Annotated in this window: 16 protein-coding genes; 14 read left to right on the top strand and 2 right to left on the bottom strand. The window is 62.8% G+C overall.

Annotated elements, in window-relative coordinates; translation table 11 throughout:
• The first annotated feature begins 7 nt into the window (after positions 1-7).
• The 11 genes from murF (at position 8) to O3298_RS26735 (ending at position 13,161) form a co-directional block, all read left to right on the top strand.
• Entirely contained in the window at positions 8-1,438 is a 1,431-nt protein-coding gene (murF, locus tag O3298_RS26785) for a UDP-N-acetylmuramoyl-tripeptide--D-alanyl-D-alanine ligase (protein WP_305060984.1), read from the top strand.
• Positions 1,439-1,440: 2 nt separating this feature from the next.
• The gene (mraY, locus tag O3298_RS26780; RefSeq protein ID WP_077399841.1) at positions 1,441-2,616 is read left to right on the top strand and encodes a phospho-N-acetylmuramoyl-pentapeptide-transferase; all 1,176 of its coding nucleotides are present in this window, start codon (positions 1,441-1,443) and stop codon (positions 2,614-2,616) included.
• Positions 2,616-4,172, top strand: coding sequence for a UDP-N-acetylmuramoyl-L-alanine--D-glutamate ligase (gene murD / locus O3298_RS26775; protein WP_305060983.1), 1,557 nt, complete (start codon positions 2,616-2,618; stop codon positions 4,170-4,172). Before mraY ends, murD begins: the two co-directional genes overlap by 1 nt.
• Positions 4,172-5,383: a putative lipid II flippase FtsW gene (gene ftsW, locus O3298_RS26770; RefSeq protein ID WP_305054621.1), complete on the top strand. Its 1,212-nt coding sequence runs from the start codon at positions 4,172-4,174 to the stop codon at positions 5,381-5,383. The genes murD and ftsW overlap by 1 nt, the downstream gene beginning before the upstream one ends.
• Entirely contained in the window at positions 5,380-6,474 is a 1,095-nt protein-coding gene (gene murG / locus O3298_RS26765) for an undecaprenyldiphospho-muramoylpentapeptide beta-N-acetylglucosaminyltransferase (protein ID WP_305060982.1), read from the top strand. Before ftsW ends, murG begins: the two co-directional genes overlap by 4 nt.
• 10 nt (positions 6,475-6,484) lie before the next feature.
• Positions 6,485-7,888 carry a UDP-N-acetylmuramate--L-alanine ligase gene (gene murC / locus O3298_RS26760; RefSeq protein WP_305060981.1) on the top strand — a complete coding sequence of 468 codons (1,404 nt, stop codon included), beginning with the start codon at positions 6,485-6,487 and terminating at the stop codon, positions 7,886-7,888.
• Between the two features lies 1 nt (position 7,889).
• Positions 7,890-8,858 (top strand): D-alanine--D-alanine ligase, encoded by a 969-nt coding sequence (locus O3298_RS26755; RefSeq protein ID WP_305060980.1) that lies wholly within the window; start codon positions 7,890-7,892, stop codon positions 8,856-8,858.
• A 1-nt stretch (position 8,859) separates the two neighbouring features.
• Positions 8,860-9,678: a cell division protein FtsQ/DivIB gene (locus O3298_RS26750; protein ID WP_099665427.1), complete on the top strand. Its 819-nt coding sequence runs from the start codon at positions 8,860-8,862 to the stop codon at positions 9,676-9,678.
• A gap of 49 nt (positions 9,679-9,727) precedes the next feature.
• Complete coding sequence (ftsA, locus tag O3298_RS26745) at positions 9,728-10,960, top strand: cell division protein FtsA (RefSeq protein ID WP_010394955.1); 1,233 nt, start codon at positions 9,728-9,730, stop codon at positions 10,958-10,960.
• A 154-nt stretch (positions 10,961-11,114) separates the two neighbouring features.
• The gene (gene ftsZ / locus O3298_RS26740) at positions 11,115-12,323 is read left to right on the top strand and encodes a cell division protein FtsZ (RefSeq protein WP_034748865.1); all 1,209 of its coding nucleotides are present in this window, start codon (positions 11,115-11,117) and stop codon (positions 12,321-12,323) included.
• A gap of 331 nt (positions 12,324-12,654) precedes the next feature.
• Positions 12,655-13,161, top strand: coding sequence for a peroxiredoxin (locus tag O3298_RS26735; RefSeq protein ID WP_305060978.1), 507 nt, complete (start codon positions 12,655-12,657; stop codon positions 13,159-13,161).
• A 142-nt stretch (positions 13,162-13,303) separates the two neighbouring features.
• Here O3298_RS26735 and O3298_RS26730 read toward each other — a convergent pair whose 3' ends face one another.
• Positions 13,304-14,071: a class I SAM-dependent methyltransferase gene (locus O3298_RS26730; RefSeq protein ID WP_305060977.1), complete on the bottom strand. Its 768-nt coding sequence runs from the start codon at positions 14,069-14,071 to the stop codon at positions 13,304-13,306.
• Between the two features lie 104 nt (positions 14,072-14,175).
• Between O3298_RS26730 and O3298_RS26725 the strand changes: the two genes are divergently transcribed.
• The 3 genes from O3298_RS26725 (at position 14,176) to lpxC (ending at position 16,963) form a co-directional block, all read left to right on the top strand.
• A complete protein-coding gene (locus O3298_RS26725) occupies positions 14,176-14,949 on the top strand; it encodes a helix-turn-helix transcriptional regulator (RefSeq protein WP_305060976.1) in 774 nt (257 codons plus the stop codon).
• A gap of 160 nt (positions 14,950-15,109) precedes the next feature.
• A complete protein-coding gene (locus O3298_RS26720) occupies positions 15,110-15,952 on the top strand; it encodes a DMT family transporter (protein ID WP_099668227.1) in 843 nt (280 codons plus the stop codon).
• 75 nt (positions 15,953-16,027) lie between these two features.
• Positions 16,028-16,963 carry a UDP-3-O-acyl-N-acetylglucosamine deacetylase gene (gene lpxC, locus O3298_RS26715; protein ID WP_077399869.1) on the top strand — a complete coding sequence of 312 codons (936 nt, stop codon included), beginning with the start codon at positions 16,028-16,030 and terminating at the stop codon, positions 16,961-16,963.
• Between the two features lies 1 nt (position 16,964).
• Here lpxC and O3298_RS26710 read toward each other — a convergent pair whose 3' ends face one another.
• Positions 16,965-17,474, bottom strand: coding sequence for a DciA family protein (locus tag O3298_RS26710; protein WP_099665424.1), 510 nt, complete (start codon positions 17,472-17,474; stop codon positions 16,965-16,967).
• Positions 17,475-17,549: the final 75 nt, after the last annotated feature.

Below are 17,549 nucleotides of genomic sequence, written 5' to 3'. Positions count from 1 at the left end.
CCGCCTGATGCATTCAAGTTTGGCTGAATTGATGCCGTCTCTGGACGGCGCACAGCAGACGGGCGACGCCGTTTTTGACGGCGTGTCCACCGATAGCCGCAGCGCCCAAGCCGGTTCGCTGTTCGTCGCCCTGCGCGGCGAGAGTTTCGATGCCCACGATTTCCTCGACCAGGTGGCCGCGCGCGGCGTCGCCGCCGTGGTGGTCGAGCGCCTGCCGGCGGGCTGGGACAGCGACAAGGTGCCAGCCATCGTGGTCGCCGATACCCTGGCCGCGCTGGGTCGCATCGCCAACCACTGGCGCTGCCGTTTCAATTTACCCGTCATCGGCGTCACCGGCAGCAATGGCAAGACCACAGTCAAGGAGATGATTTCATTCATCCTGGCGGCAGCCTTTGGTGAAGAGGCGCGCCTGGCCACGCGCGGCAACCTGAATAACGAGATCGGCGTGCCCCTGACCCTGTTCCGTCTGAATGAAGCACACAAGGCTGCCGTCATCGAGATGGGCATGAACCACCCGGGCGAGATTGCCCGCCTGGCGGCGATTGCCGCGCCAACCCTGGCGATAGTCAACAATGCGCAGCGCGAGCATCAGGAATTCATGCACACGGTGGAAGCGGTGGCGCGCGAGAATGGCGCCGTGCTGGCAGCCCTGGCGCATGACGGCGTGGCCGTCTTCCCGCATGGCGACGAGTTTACGCCCGTGTGGCGCGAATTGGCCGGCGCGCGCGCCGTCATCACCTTCGGCTTGTCGAAAGAGGCGGATGTCAGCTGCACGCACCGCGCGGCCGAGGATTTTGGCAGCGACTTGTTCGTCAGCGTGCGCGCACAGGACGGCGGCTTGCGCCAGTTCTTCGTGGGCTTGCAGGCGGCAGGCGAACACAATGTACGCAATGCGCTGGCAGCGGTGGCATGCGCTATCGGCGCCGGCATCGCGCCAGAACATATCAAGCAGGGCCTGGAGGCGTTTTCTCCCGTGAACGGCCGGCTGCAGAAAAAACGCGCCGCCAATGGCGCCACCATCATCGACGACACGTATAACGCCAATCCGGATTCGGCGCGCGCGGCCATCGATGTGTTGGCGCAGGCAGCGGCACCGCGCATCCTGGTGCTGGGCGAGATGGGCGAAGTCGGCACGCAGGGGCAGCAGTTCCACGAAGAGATCGGCGCCTACGCCGCCGCCAAAGGCATCGAACACGTGCTGGCGACGGGTGGTCTGGCGCGCCATCTGGTCAATCCGGCGCAGGCAGCCGCGAGCCAGGAATCAGGCACGGTCGTGGAGTATTTCGAACAGTTCGACGGTTTGCTGGCGGCGCTCGATGCGCATTTGTCCGGCCGTTCGGATGCAACAGTATTAATCAAGGGCTCCCGTTTCATGAAGATGGAACGGGCCGTGCAGCATTTGATTGGTTCAAACAACAATAACAAGGAAGCTCACTAATCATGCTGCTCTGGCTCGCTCATTATTTCCAGGACGACATTGGCCCATTGCGGGTCTTTAACTTCATCACGTTCCGCGCCGTCTTCGCCACCCTGACGGCGATTTTGATCGGCCTGTGCGCCGGTCCTGCCGTGATCCGCATGCTCACGCGCATGAAGGTTGGCCAGGCCGTGCGTACGGATGGCCCGCAAACGCATCTGAAAAAACACGGCACCCCCACCATGGGCGGTGTGCTGATCCTTATCGCCATCGGCATTTCCACCTTGCTGTGGGCCGACCTGTCGAACCGTTTCATCTGGCCCGTGCTGATCGTCACCTTGGGCTTTGGCGCCGTCGGCTGGGCCGATGACTACCGCAAGGTGGTGCACCAGGACCCGGAAGGCATGCGCTCGCGCGAGAAATACTTCTGGCAGTCGCTGATCGGCATCGCCGCCGCGTTTTACCTGGCGTTTTCCGTCTCCATCTCCGAGCCCAATGCTGGCCAGGTATGGAATCTGATCTACGCCTGGGTGCAATCGGGCTTCGCCATGGACTTGCCGCCGAAGGCCGACCTGATCGTCCCCTTCTTCAAGACCATCAGCTATCCGCTGGGCGTATGGGGTTTTATCGCGCTGACCTATTGCGTCATCGTCGGCACCAGCAACGCCGTCAATTTCACCGATGGCCTTGACGGCCTGGCCATCATGCCGACCGTGATGGTGGGCACGGCCCTGGGCCTGTTCGCCTACCTGACCGGTAATGCCACGTATGCGCGCTACCTGTTCATCCCGCACATTCCGGGCGCCGGCGAACTGGTGATCTTCTGCGGCGCGCTGGCCGGTTCCGGTCTGGCCTTCCTTTGGTATAACACCCACCCCGCGAAAGTATTCATGGGCGACGTGGGTGCGCTGGCACTGGGCGGCGCACTGGGTACCATCGCCGTCATCGTGCGCCAGGAAATCGTCCTGTTCATCATGGGCGGCATCTTCGTGGTTGAAACGCTGTCCGTGATCATCCAGGTCGTCTGGTTCAAGTACACCAAGAAGCGCTTTGGCGTTGGCCGTCGCGTCTTCCTGATGGCGCCATTGCATCACCATTTTGAACAAAAAGGCTGGAAGGAGACGCAGGTTGTCGTGCGTTTCTGGATCATCACCATGATGCTGGTGCTGCTCGGCCTGACCACCTTGAAGCTGCGCTGATGATGTACGACGCTAAAACCGCACTGGTACTGGGTCTTGGGGAGTCAGGCCTGGCCATGGCCCTGTGGCTGGTCCGCAGCGGTGCGACCGTACGCGTGGCCGATACAAGGGAGGCCCCGGAGCGCCTGGCCGCGTTGCGGGCCGCCGTACCGCAGGCGCAGTTCATCGCCGGCGCCTTCACGGCCGACTTGCTTGACGGCGTGGACTTTGTCACCGTCAGCCCAGGCCTCGCGCCGGGCCGCGAACTGGCGCAGATTGCGCCGGCCGCTACTGAGAAAAACATCCCCGTGTGGGGAGAAATCGAACTGTTCGCGCAGGCGCTGGCCGCCTTGAAGGCGGAACGCGGCTATGCGCCGAAAGTCATCGCCATCACGGGCACGAATGGCAAGACGACCGTCACCAGCCTGGTAGGCTTGCTGTGCGAACGCGCCGGCCTTGCCACGCGCGTGGCCGGCAATATCAGCCCGGCCGCGCTGGACGTGCTGCGCGAAGTGCTCGATGCCGAGCCCGCGCCGCAGCCGGTGGATGCGGAAGCTGAAGTGGCTGAACCCGTCGCTAGCACCTTGCCGCAAGCGTGGATACTGGAATTATCCAGCTTCCAGCTGCACACGACGTTCAGCCTGCAGGCCGATGCGGCTACGGTCTTGAATCTGTCGCAGGACCATCTGGACTGGCATGGCGACATGGCCGCCTACGCCGCCGACAAGGCGCGCATCTTCGGCGACCAGACCGTGCGCATATTGAACCGCGACGATGCGGCCGTGATGCACATGGCCGACCCGTTGGTCGAAACCATCACCTTCGGCACGGGCGAACCGGCGGAAGTCGACAGCTTTGGCCTGGTCAATGAACGTGGCATCTTCTGGCTGGCGCAAGCTGTGCCCAGCGAAGAGGTGATCGAGAAAAAACGCAGGAAGAACGATCCGGCGCCGGAACCGGTGCCGACGATGGCGAAAAAGCTGATGCCGGCCGACGCGCTGAAAATCCGCGGCCAGCACAATGCCTCGAATGCGCTGGCGGCGCTGGCCCTGTGTCGCGCCATCGGCCTGCCATTCGCGCCGCTGCTGCATGGTTTGCGCGAATACCAGGGCGAGCCGCATCGCGTGGAGCTGATCACGGCAGTGGGCGAGGTTGAATACTACGACGACAGCAAGGGCACGAATGTGGGCGCGACCGTGGCGGCCCTGTTCGGTCTGGGCAAGGCGTTTGGCGGCGCGGAACAGCGCCTGGTGCTGATCGCCGGCGGCGATGGCAAGGGGCAGGATTTCTCGCCGCTGGCCGAACCCGTATCGCGCTACGTGCGCGCCGTGGTGCTGATCGGACGCGATGCCCCGGCCTTGCGCGCGGCCCTCGAACCGGCCGGCGTGGACATCGTCGACTGCGCCACCTTGCCGGAAGCCGTCAAGCGCGCCAGCAGCCTGGCGCTGGCTGGCGATGCCGTGCTGCTGTCGCCCGCGTGCGCCAGCCTGGACATGTTCAAGAACTATGCGCATCGCGCGCAGGTGTTTGTCGACGCCGTGCGCGACATCGCCCTGGAAAACGGACAGGATATCTGATGGCTTTCCAACTGCCCTTCAGCTTTGGTTCCGGCTCGGCTGCCAAGCCGCTGGATAGCCGCGCGCGGCAATCGAAGATGATGGACTATGACAAGCCGCTGGTATGGGTCGTCCTGCTGCTCATGTTGCTGGGCATGGTGATGGTGTATTCGGCGTCGATCTCGCTGTCGGATGCACGCAAGTTTGCCGCCTACACGAACAATTATTTTGTCGTGCGCCAGGCGCTGTTCATCGGCGTGTCGATCATCGTCGGCGCGATGGTGTTCCGCATCCCCGTCGCCACCTGGCAAAAGATGGCGCCGTGGCTGTTCATCGCCACCCTGGTGCTGCTGGTGATGGTGCTGATACCTGGCCTAGGCGTGTCGGTCAACGGCGGCCGCCGCTGGCTGAACCTGCCGGGCCTGCGGCCGCAGCCGTCCGAGCTGATGAAGGTGGTGATGGTGCTGTATGCGGCCGATTACACGGTGCGCAAGCAGGAATACATGCACAAGCTGACCAAGGGCTTCATGCCGATGGCGCTGGCCGTCAGCTTCGTCGGCCTGCTGCTGCTGATGGAGCCCGATCTGGGCGCCTTCGGTGTGATCGTCTGCATCGCCATGGGTATCCTGTTCCTGGGTGGTGTCAACGCCATCTGGTTCGGCGGCATCGGCGCCATGCTGACGGCGATCTTTGTCACCATCATCGCTCTGTCGAAATTCCGCCGTGAGCGGTTTTTTGCGTATCTCGACCCGTGGCAGGAAGACAATGCCCTGAACAAGGCTTACCAGTTGACACACTCGCTGATCGCCTTCGGGCGCGGCGAACTGTTTGGCGTGGGATTGGGCGGCAGCGTGGAAAAACTGCATTACCTGCCCGAAGCGCACACGGACTTCCTGCTGGCCGTGATCGGCGAGGAGCTGGGCCTGGTGGGCGTGCTGGTCGTGATCGGCATGTTTTACTGGATTATCAAGCGGGCGTTCGACATCGGCCGCCAGGCGATCGCCATCGACCAGACCTTCGCGGGACTGACGGCGAAAGGCATCGCCATCTGGATCGGCGTGCAGACCTTCATCAACATGGGCGTGAACCTGGGCCTGCTGCCGACCAAGGGCCTGACCTTGCCCTTGATGAGTTATGGCGGCACGGGCGTACTGATTAACTGTATCGGCCTGGCGATTTTGCTGCGCATCGATTACGAAAACCGGATCCTGATGCGGGGAGGCCGGCTATGAACAACGCGACGAACTTGAAAACGACGAAAAGACTGATGATCATGGCGGCCGGCACTGGCGGTCATATTTTCCCGGGCCTGGCGATTGCGCAGACGATGCGCGCGCGCGGCTGGGAAGTGAGCTGGCTGGGTACGACCCACGGCATGGAGCAGGAGCTGGTGCCGAAGAGCGGCATTCCCATGGATGCCATCGCATTTTCCGGCATGCGTGGCAAGGGCCTGGCGCATACCATTCAAGGCGGCTTCAAGATGCTGGCCAGCTTCTTTGCCATCCGCCGTTTCATCGCCAGCCGTAAGCCGGATGTGGTGATGGGCATGGGCGGCTACGTCACTGTACCGGGCGGCCTGATGGCGCGCCTGAAAGGCGTGCCGCTGGTGCTGGTCAATGCCGACGCGGCGCTGCTGTTGTCGAACAAGACCTTGGTGCCGCTGGCGCAGCAAGTGTGCTTCGGCTTCCCTGCCGATTTCGGCAGCGCCGCCGGCAAGGCTGTCGTGACGGGCAATCCCGTGCGCGCGGAGATCCTCGCCATGGCGCCGCCGGCGCCGCGTTTCGCGGGGCGCAGCGGCCCGCTGCGCATCCTCGTGGTGGGCGGCAGCCTGGGCGCGAAAGCGCTGAACGACAGCCTGCCTGCCGCGCTGGCCCTGATGCCGGAGGGGGAACGTCCGTTGGTGACGCACCAGTCGGGCAAGAAGAATATCGACGCCCTGCATGCCGCGTATGCGCAGGCGGGCGTGCAAGCCAATGTGGTCGATTTCATCGACGACATGGCCAAGGCGTATACCGAGGCCGACCTGGTGATTTGCCGCGCTGGCGCCATCACCCTGTCGGAATTGACGGCGGCCGGCGTGGCCAGCGTGCTCGTGCCGCTGGTGGCATCGACCACCAGCCACCAGCGCGACAACGCGCAATGGATGGAGAAACAAGGCGCGGCGATTCATCTGCCGCAGACGGAAATGAGTGCCGCGTCGCTGAGCGCGCTGCTGGCGTCGCTGAGCCGCGACACTTGCCAGCAGATGGCGCAGGCGGCACTGGCAGCAGGCAAGCGCGACGCCAATGAGGCGATCGCACACGTATTGGAAAAACTGGCATGAGGTTAGCTCTGTGAAGCATAAAGTAAACAATATCCACTTTGTCGGCATTGGCGGAAGCGGCATGAGCGGCATCGCCGAAGTGCTGGTCAACCTGGGCTACAAGGTGTCGGGCTCCGACCTGGGCAGCAATGCGGCGACGCAGCGCCTGGCGAGCCTGGGCGCGACCGTCATGCTCGGTCACGCGGCGGAAAATATCGGCGACGCCGATGCGGTGGTGACGTCGGGCGCCGTCCCGCAAGACAATCCTGAAGTGGCGGCCGCCCGTGCGCGCAAGATTCCGCTGGTGCCGCGCGCCGTGATGCTCGGTGAATTGATGCGCCTGAAACGCGGTATCGCGATTGCGGGCACGCATGGCAAGACGACGACCACCAGCCTGGTCGCATCCGTGCTGGCGCAGGGCGGTCTCGATCCTACTTTTGTCATCGGCGGCCGCCTGACCAGCGCCGGCGCGAACGCCAAGCTGGGTTCGGGCGACTACCTGGTGGCCGAAGCCGATGAATCGGACGCCTCGTTCCTGAATCTCACGCCGATGATCGAAGTGATCACGAATATCGACGCCGATCACATGGACACCTACGAGCACGATTTCGAAAAGCTCAAGCAGGCTTTCGTGCAGTTCACGCACCGCCTGCCGTTCTATGGCCGCGCCATGCTGTGCATCGACGATCCGCACGTGCGCGCCATCATCCCGTCCGTGACCAAGCCCGTCACCACCTACGGTTTCGCGGAAGACGCGCAGGTGCGCGCCGTCAACGCGCGCGCCGTAGGCCTGGCAATGCATTTCACCGTGCTGCAGGAAGGTTACCCGGACCTGGACGTGGTGCTGAACCAGCCCGGCATGCACAATGTGCAGAATGCCTGCTCGGCAATCGCCATCGCGCGCGAGATCGGCATCGCCGACAGCGCGACGCAGCAGGGCCTGGCGGAGTTTTCCGGCGTGGGCCGGCGCTTCACGCGCTACGGCGACGTGGCGCTGCCGAATGGCGGCAGCTTCGCCCTGGTTGACGATTTCGGCCACCATCCGGTGGAAACGGAAGTGACCCTGGCCGCCGCGCGCGCCGCTTATCCTGGCCGCCGTCTGGTGCTGGCTTTCCAGCCGCACCGCTACAGCCGCACGCGCGACCTGTTCGAGGATTTCGTCAAGGTGCTGGGTGCGCCCGACGTGCTGCTGCTGTCCGAAGTGTATGCGGCGGGCGAAGCGCCTATCGTCGCTGCCGACGGCCGCGCCCTGGCGCATGCGCTGCGCGCGCGCGGCAAGATCGAACCGATTTTCGTCGAGTCCATGACGGACATGGCCGACACCATCATGAGCGTGGCGCGCGACGGCGACGTCGTGCTGACCATGGGCGCGGGTTCCATCAGCGGCATCCCGCAACAACTGACTACGTATCAATCCAACACTGTAAAGGCCTGATGTGAACCAAGCTTCAGCTATCGATGTAAAACAATTGGGCAAGGTCGGCGTCCTGTTCGGCGGCAGCTCGGCCGAGCGCGAAGTGTCGCTGATGTCCGGCACGGGCGTGCTGGCCGCCTTGATCAGCCATGGCGTGGATGCGCATGGCTTCGACACGGGCGAGCGCAGTCTGGCCGAACTGGCCGCTGAAAAATTCGACCGCGTCTTCATCGCGCTGCACGGCCGCTTCGGCGAAGACGGCAGCCTGCAGGGCGCGCTGGAACAACTGGGCATTCCCTACACGGGCAGCGGCGTGATGGCTTGCGCGGTGGGCATGGACAAGGTCTATACCAAGATGATATGGCTGATGCACAAGCTGCCGACGCCGCAGTACGCGGTGCTGGACGACAGCTCGGACCTGGCCCAGGTGGCCGCGGAACTGGGCTTGCCGCTGATCGTCAAGCCGCCGCATGAAGGCTCGAGCATCGGCATCACGACCGTCAACGAAGCGTCGGCCTTCCAGGCCGCGTACGACATCGCCGCCGGTCTCGATGATTCGGTGCTGGCCGAGGAATTCATCAAGGGCCGCGAATTCACCGTGGCGATCCTGGGCAAGGGCGCCACGGCGCGCGCGCTGCCGCCGATTGAAATCGTCGCGCCGCAAGGCAATTACGACTACCAGAACAAGTACTTCACGGATGATACGCAGTATTTCTGCCCGCCGCAGCTGGATCCGGCGATCATCGCGGAGATGGAACGCATCGCCGTGGAAGCCTACCGCGCCCTCGGCTGCGAAGGCTGGGGACGGGTCGATGTGCTGATGCGTGCGGCCGACAGCAAGCTGTTCCTGCTGGAAGTGAATACCTCGCCCGGCATGACGGGCCATTCGCTCGTGCCGATGGCGGCGCGCGCGGTGGGCATCAGCTATGAAGACCTGTGCCTGGAAATCGTCGCCGGCGCGCGCCTGAAAATGCACAAGGGACAGCACTGATATGTGGCATGACGCTAAAAGCCTGAATACGACCGCCAACGGCTTGCTGGCCGCGGTTCTGGTCGTGTGCGTGGCAGCCGGCGTCTGGTGGGTCTCGCAGCGTCCCATGTTTGACCTGCGCACCATCAAGGTGGAAAGCGCGGACGACAAGGGCTTGCGGCATGTGAATTACCTGACCCTGCGCAGCGGTACGCTGGGCCGCATAAAGGGCAATTTTTTCACGACCAACCTGGAAAGCGTGCGCGGCGTGTTCGAGTCGGTACCCTGGGTACGCCGTGCCAGCGTGCGCCGCGAATGGCCGAACCAGCTGATCGTGGCGCTGGAAGAACATGAAGCGCTGGGTACCTGGGGCGAGGATGGTCGCCTGCTGTCGGTCAAGGGCGACGTGTTTACGGCGAACGTGGCCGAGGCGGAAGACGACCATGAATTGCCTGCGTTTGCCGGCCCCGATGGCAGCGAAAAGGAAGTGCTGGCGACCTACGTACAGCTGGCAAAGTGGTTTGCGCCGTTGAAGATGGTGCCGGAAACCCTGTCGCTGTCGAGCCGCTATGCGTGGACCGTAAAACTGGATAACGGCATGAGCGTGGCGCTGGGGCGCGAACAGAATCATACGACCCTGAAGGCGCGGGTCGACCGGCTGGTGGGCATCTACCCGCAGCTGGCGAGCCGGCTGGAAAATATCGACACGATCGATATGCGTTACCAGAATGGCCTGGCGCTCAGCTCCGCCGGCCTGGTGATACCGGCCGAAGGCAAGGATGGCAGGCCGGCAGCGGCAATCAAGAAGAAAAATGGCAGTCCGATTAAAAAACCGACTTAACCGAATAATCAATTAATCAATTAATAGCCCAAAAAACTAGGCGAAAGAAATGACAAAAGACGCGAAAAACCTGATCGTCGGCCTCGACATCGGCACCTCGAAAGTGGTGGCGGTGGTAGCCGAAGTGATGTCCGACGGGCGCCACGAAGTGATCGGGCTGGGCCAGCACGAATCGAAGGGCCTGAAAAAGGGCGTGGTGGTCAATATCGAGGCCACGGTGGAGTCCATCCAGCGCGCGCTGGAAGAGGCCGAGCTGATGGCCGACTGCAAGATCCGCAATGTGTATGCGGGTATTGCGGGCAGCCATATCCGCAGCTTCAATTCCAGCGGCATGGTGGCCATCAAGGACAAGGAAGTGACGGCGACCGACGTGGCGCGCGTCATCGAGACGGCAAAAGCGGTTAACATTCCGACCGATCAGCAATTGCTGCACACGGTGCCGCAAGAGTTCATCGTCGACAGCCAGGAAGATGTGCGCGAGCCTATCGGCATGAGCGGCATCCGCCTGGAGGTGAAGGTGCATATCGTCACCGGCGCCGTGTCGGCGGTGCAGAACATCGTCAAGTGCGTGCGCCGCTGCGGCCTGGAAGTGTCGGACCTGATCCTGCAGCCGATGGCGTCCGCCGACGCGGTGCTTACGCCCGACGAGAAGGAATTGGGCGTGGTGCTGATCGACATCGGCGGCGGCACGACCGATGTGGCGGTATTCTCCGATGGCGCGATCCGCCATACGGCAGTCATTCCCATCGCCGGCGACCAGATCACCAACGACATCGCCATGGCCTTGCGCACCCCGACAGCGGAAGCGGAAGAAATCAAGATCCGCTATGGCGTGGCCAAGCAGGTCCTGGCCGATCCCGGCGAATCGCTGGAAGTGCCGGGCCTGGGCGACCGCGGTCCGCGCAACCTGTCGCGCCAGGCGCTGGCGGCAGTGATCGAGCCACGTGTCGAAGAGCTGTTCGCGATGGTGCACCAGGTGGTGCGCGAATCCGGTTACGAAGGCGTGCTGTCGTCTGGCATCGTGCTCACGGGCGGCACCTCCATCATGCCCGGCATGGTGGAAATGGCGGAAGACATTTTCCTGAAACCGGCGCGCCTTGGCACGCCCGAGTATCGGGGCCAGCTGGCCGACGTGGTGCGCAGTCCGCGCTATGCCACGGTATTGGGCCTGCTGCTGGAAGCGAAGAAGCAATACCTGCGCGGCCACATCGTGACGCGTCAGGACGGCTCGGTGAAGGCAGTCTGGCAGCGCATGAAGGAATGGTTTTTAGGGAATTTTTAAGGGCTTGATTTACGCCCGGCAGGTCAGGTTTTTTGGCAGCATCGCAGGTACACACACATAACTTTATTTTATATTTAACCGCAGTTTTCAATCTCCAGTTCTCCTACCAATATGAGGCCTGGCGCTTGGAAACCGCATCTGATAGGAGCACATCATGGAGTTCGATATGGTCGATAACACAGCTTTAGGTACCGTCATCAAGGTCGTCGGCGTCGGCGGTGCGGGTGGCAATGCAGTCCAACACATGATCAACAAAGGCATGTCGGGTGTGGAGTTCATTGCCGCCAATACCGACGCACAGGCCCTGTCGACATCGAAGGCCCACAACATCATCCAGATCGGCGATACCGGTCTGGGCGCCGGCATGAAGCCTGCCGTCGGCCGCCAGCTGGCGGAAGAATCGCGCACGCGCATCGCCGATTCGCTGCGCGGCGCGCACATGGTCTTCATCGCTGCCGGCATGGGCGGCGGTACGGGCACGGGCGCCGCTCCTATCGTGGCTGAAGTGGCCAAGGAACTGGGCGCGCTGACGGTGGCCGTGGTTTCCAAGCCATTCTCGTATGAAGGCCAGAAGTGCATGGACATCGCCGACGAAGGCCTGGAGCAGCTGTCCCTGCACGTCGATTCGCTGATCATCATCCTCAACGAAAAACTGGAAGAGATCTACGAAGACGAAAGCATGCTGGAATGGATGCAGCATGCCGATGATGTGCTCAACAACGCGGTGGCCGGCATTGCCGAGATCATCAACGTGCCGGGCCATATCAACGTCGACTTCAACGACGTGAAAACCATCATGGGCGAGCAGGGTAAGGCCATGATGGGCACGGCGACGGCGTCCGGCGTCGACCGCGCGCGCATCGCCGCGGAACAGGCTGTCGCTTCGCCGCTGCTGGACGGCATCGACCTGTCCGGCGCGCGCGGCGTGCTGGTCAACGTCACGGCCAGCCGTGGCTTGAAAGGTAAAGAGATCAAGGAAGTCATGGCCGCCGTGCGCGCGTTTGCCGCGCCGGACGCGTCGATCGCGCAAGGTATCGCCTACGACGACGCCATGGGCGACGACATCCGCGTCACCGTGGTGGCCACGGGCCTGGGCCGCGCGAAGAAAAACATTCAGCTGGTACCGCAGCAAGTGCTGCGCACCGGCACCCACAACAGCCCGTTGACTCCATCGGCTGCCATGGGTAGCGCGCAAGCGGCGACGACGACGGTTGGCGTGGCTACGCCGGCAGCCGGTTTCGACGGCATGAAAGCGCCGGCGGTATGGCGCCGCGAGTCGGCTTCCGAGCAGGTGCGCGCGATGGAAAAGAATGGCATGGAGACGTACGATATTCCAGCCTTCCTGCGCAAACAAGCCGACTAATCACAGTGAAAAAAGCCCATGGCGGCGTTGTATAGCCTTGCCGTACAGTCATACTGTCTTCGGCCATGCGCCTTGCCCTGCGCATTTTTCATGTGATTAGGAGACCGGAGGTGATCTGATGTCAGCAAACATGACGGCGGCCTGAGGGTCGCCGTTTTTTATCTTTTTCTTGATGTCGGCCTTTGCCTTTCCTGCCACTTTCTGCACAAATACGGCAAGTCAGGCATACTATCGCGCAGTGTCGGCAGCATGCCGGCAGAACCAGATCACGGGCGCTGTCCGCTCCATGGAACGGGTGGCGCCTTCAACCGACAGTACACAAGGAGTCAACATGACCATCAAGATCGGCGACACCCTGCCAGAAGGCACCCTGGCTGAATTCATCGAAAGCGAAACCGAAGGCTGCGCACTGGGCCCGAACACGTTCAACGTGCAAGACTTGGTCAAGGGCAAGAAGATCGCCATCTTCGGCCTGCCAGGTGCCTACACCCCGACCTGTTCCGCACAGCACGTGCCAGGCTACGTCAAGCACGCTGCCAACCTGAAAGCCAAAGGCGTCGATGAAATCTGGTGCATCTCCGTCAACGACGCGTTCGTGATGGGCGCCTGGGGCCGCGACCAGAAAGCTACCGGCATCGTGCGCATGATGGCTGACGGCAATGCCGCCTACAGCAAGGCCCTGGGCCTGGACGCCGATTTTTCCAAGCACGGCATGGGCACGCGCTCGCAGCGCTACTCGCTGCTGGTCGACAATGGCGTCGTGACGCAATTGAACATCGAGCAAGGCGGCAAGTTTGAAGTGTCGAACGCGGAAACCCTGCTGGGCCAACTGGCTTAAGTCCCTGAGAAAAAGTCCATGGCGGCGTTGCACTGTCTTGGCGTACTACTCGTACTGCCTGCGGCAATGCGCCTTGCCCTGAACATTTTTCAGGGACTTGTCCTTTTTTGACGTAAAAACGGCGCCATCGGCGCCGTTTTTTTTATTGTACCGACGGCTTGCTCGCCTCGAACATGGCCGCATCGATGCTGAACGAATAATCGTCCTGCAGCGCGAAATACCGGCGCGCTTCCTCGGGTGCGCCATCGAACAGGTTGCGAATGGCCGCCACTCTTTCGCCTGGCGTGCGCATGCGGGCCACCCACTCGTCGAACTGCATGGTCAGTTTCCACACGCTGCGCAAGCTGTGGCTAAAACCAGCGTTGTCGAACTTGGCGCCCCATTCGCAGCTGCGGTAGTCGCGTACGTGGGACGCGTCGCGCAGCATTTCCACCGCCTGCAAGGTGCTGTCGTAGAGGGCCGTCTTGGGCGCGACGATGTCGACCACTAATAAGGTGCCGTTCGGGCGCAGCACGCGCCACGCTTCGGCCAGGGCTCCCGCCACATCGTTCCAGTGGTGCGCGGAAAAGCGCGTGACGACCATGTCGAAGCTGGCGTCGGCAAACGGCAGGCGGGCCACGTCGCCCTGTTGCGTGCTGATATTGTGCAAGCCGCGCTGCACCCTGGCGCAGTCGACCACGTCGAGCATGGGCTGCGCCAGGTCGTAGGCGACCACGGATTGCGCCACGGGGGCGATGGCAAAGCTGGCGTGGCCGGCGCCGCAGCCCAGGTCCAGGACGACGGGCTTGCCACGGCGGCGCGCGCATTCCTGCATCAGCACCAGGTCGGCGCCTTGCGCGTGGACGGCGCTGCTCAGGTAGGCATTGGCCGTCTTGCCAAACTGTTCGGTAACGACATCGTGCTGCTGCATGGTTTTCTCCTGTGGATGGCTGAGTTCCTGCAGAATAAGGATAAAATTATCCTGTAACAAGACCATAACTTATACTGGTATATCTACTACCATGCTTCCCCGTCATGTCGAACAAACTTGCTGAATTCATCCGCGCCCGGCGCGAAGCCGTCACCCCCGCCATGGCTGGCTTGCCCGGCGGCGGGCGGCGGCGTACTCCAGGCCTGCGGCGCGAAGAGCTGGCGCAGCTGTGCGATGTCAGTCCCACCTGGCTGACGTGGCTGGAACAGGGGCGGCCCGTGTCGGCATCGGCCAAGATGCTGGCCCGCCTGGCGCAGGTGCTGCAGCTGAGCGCGGCCGAGCGCGCCTACCTGTTCGAGGTGGCCGACAAGCATGACCCCAGCCATGGCGCAGACGAGGGCGGGGGACCTGCTGCCGCCGAGCTGGCCGCCATCGTCGCCGCCATCGACGCGCCCGCGTATATCCTCGACCGCGCATGGAATGCCGTGGCGTGGAACGGGGCGGCGTCCACGCTGTTTACGGGCTGGCTGCACGGCGACGGGGACGAGCCGAACCAGTTGCGCTTCATGTTCCTGGAACCTGGTGCGCGCGATCTGGTCGTCGGCTGGCCCGAGCGGGCGCAGCGGCTGGTAGCAGAGTTTCGCGCCGATATCGGCCGGCAGGCGGACCAGGCGCCGCTGGCCGGCCTGATCGCCGAACTGGCCGATGCCAGCCTTGAATTTCGCCAGTGGTGGGGCGCGCAGCAGGTGCAGGGCCGCGATGGCGGCTTGCGCCAGTTCCGGCATGCGCAACAGGGCCTGCTTGCGTTCAATCAAGTGACCCTGCACCTGGCGCGCCAGCACGACTTGAAACTGGTGATGCTGTTGCCTGTGTCATAAGGTAAAACGGCCGCGCTTGTTATAATCGGGCTGACCGCCTGGCCCTGCCTGTCCAGACCATGCTGTCCTGGCTCCGGCCGTCGCCATGATGACGGTCCCGCTCTTTCGCCAGGAGTCTGTCCTGTTACCCCACAATCCCAACCTGCGCAGCATCTATGTGATGCTGGTCGCCGTCGCCATGTTTTCCCTGATGGACACAGCCATGAAGTTGCTGTCCGCCCATTATCCGCCGATGCAGGTGACGGCCTTGCGCGCCCTGTCGTCGTTGCCGCTCGTTTGCCTGTACCTGCTGTACCGCGGCGCCTTCAAGAACGTGCTGAAGGTGCGCTGGCCGCTGCACCTGTTGCGCGGCGTCCTGGGCGTGCTGATGATCACCCTGTTCGCCTACGGCCTGAAGCGCATGTCGCTGGCCGAGACGTATGCGCTGTTTTTCGTCGCCCCCTTGCTGATCACCGTCCTGTCGGTTTTTATCCTGAAGGAAAAAGTGGACTTCGCGCGCTGGTGCGCCATCGCCGTGGGTTTGCTGGGCGTGCTGGTGGCGCTGCGCCCCGACGGTTCGGGATTCTTTTCCGTGGCCGGGCTGGCCGTGCTGGGCTCGGCCGCCTGTTACGCCATTTCCGCCGTCACGGGCCGCATCCTCAGCCGCACGGATGCCAGCGAAAGCATGGTTTTCTGGCTGATGGTGATGATGGCCCTCGGCGGCGTGGCCCTGTCGGCGCACGAGTGGGTGAGCATCCGCCGCGAAGACTGGTGGCTGCTGGCGGGCTTGTCGCTGAGTGGCTTCCTGGGCCAGTTGGCGATTACGGAAGCGTTTCGCCATGGCAAGGCGTCCAGCGTGGCGCCGTTCGAGTACTCGGCCCTGGCCTGGGGCATGGCTCTGGACTGGATGCTGTGGCGCGCCCTGCCCGACGAATACACCCTGATCGGTGCGGCCATCATCATCGGCAGCGGCATTTACCTCGTGCGCAGGGAGGCTGTCCACGCCGAGAGCGAGCATCCGTGAGTAGCGGTTGTGGTATTTCTGGCGTGGGCCATGCCGCGCCGCAACGAAAATCCGGCAAATAGATATAATCGACAGATGTTAAAACAACGCACCATCAAACAACAGGTCCGCACCATCGGTGTCGGTTTGCACTCTGGCACCAAGGTGGAGCTGACTCTGCGTCCTGCCGCGATCGACACGGGCATCGTGTTTCGCCGCATCGACCTCGATCCCATCGTCGAGTTCCCCGCCAGCGCCATGGCCGTGGGCGATACGCGCATGGCTTCCGTGCTGATCAAGGATGGCGCCAGGGTTTCTACAGTGGAACATCTGATGTCGGCTGCGGCCGGCCTGGGCGTCGACAATATGTATATCGACGTGAATGCGGAAGAAATTCCCATCATGGACGGTTCCGCCTCGTCCTTCGTCTACCTGCTGCAGCAGGCTGGCGTGGAAGAGCAGCAAGCGCCAAAGAAATTTATCAAGGTCATCAAGCCCGTGGAAGTGCGTCACGGCAAGGGCGACGCGGAGAAATGGGCGCGCTTGTCGCCGTATGACGGCTTCAAGCTCGATTTCTTTATCGAATTCAATCACCCGGCCGTCGATGGCACGATGCAGCGCGCCTCCGTCGACTTTGGCGACGTGTCGTATGTGCACGACGTGGCGCGCGCGCGCACGTTTGGCTTCATGCAGGACGTGGAAAGCTTGCGCGGCATGGGTCTGGCCCGTGGCGGTTCGCTGGAAAACGCCATCGTGATGGATGAGTACCGCATCCTCAACGCCGACGGTTTGCGCTATGAAGACGAGTTCGTGCGCCACAAGATCCTCGACGCCATCGGCGACCTGTACCTGGTGGGCCACCCCTTGCTCGCGTATTACACGGCGCATAAGTCGGGCCATGCGCTGAATAACCAGTTGCTGCTGGCGCTGCTGGAACAGCCGGAATCGTATGAAATCGTTTCCTTCGATACCAATGAGGCGGCGCCGCAGTCATATCTCCGTCAAATGGAGCGCGAGTGGTCTTTGACCTGAGTTAATCCTTCGGTTCGCGGTGATGGCGCACCATATTGCGCAGCGCCGCGATCAACTGCTCGTTCTGCTTCGACGCGGGCAGGGCCGTGCTCAGCTCTTCCAGGGCCGACATGGCTTTTTCCGGCAAGACCAGCGCCCGCGTGTGCACGATGGGCGCGATGCTCTTGATGACTTGCACTTTCAGCTTGATGCCTGAAATCTGCCAGCCTTTTCTTTCCAGTTCCCCTTGCAACTTTGGCAATTGCTGCTTGAGCTTGGCCGCCAGCGCCGCGTTCGGCGTGGCCAGCACCAGTTGGCCGCTCTCGAATTGCAGGATGTCGCAATGCTCGAACATGGCCGGCAAGGCCTTGGCGCAATCTTTTTGCAGGGCGGCCAGGCGCGTGACGGTGGGCATCAGGGAAGCCATCGTCGCGTTGCCGCGCAGAAAATCGGTTGCGCCCGTGACGGCCGGGCCGGAGCGGGCAAAGCCGTAGCCGCGGCGCGGTGCCGGAGAATAAGTGGGAGTTCGCATGGCCGAAACATAGCACACTCGCCCGCGCGTGACGAGTGCGGCGGCGGGTGCGGTGCAGGAGGGCGGACCGTATTG

The sequence above is a fragment of the Janthinobacterium sp. SUN137 genome (assembly GCF_030587265.1).
Taxonomy (GTDB): Bacteria; Pseudomonadota; Gammaproteobacteria; order Burkholderiales; family Burkholderiaceae_D; genus Janthinobacterium; species Janthinobacterium kumbetense.
Note: the sequence above shows the minus strand (reverse complement) of the source record. Positions and strands in the feature narration are given on the sequence as shown.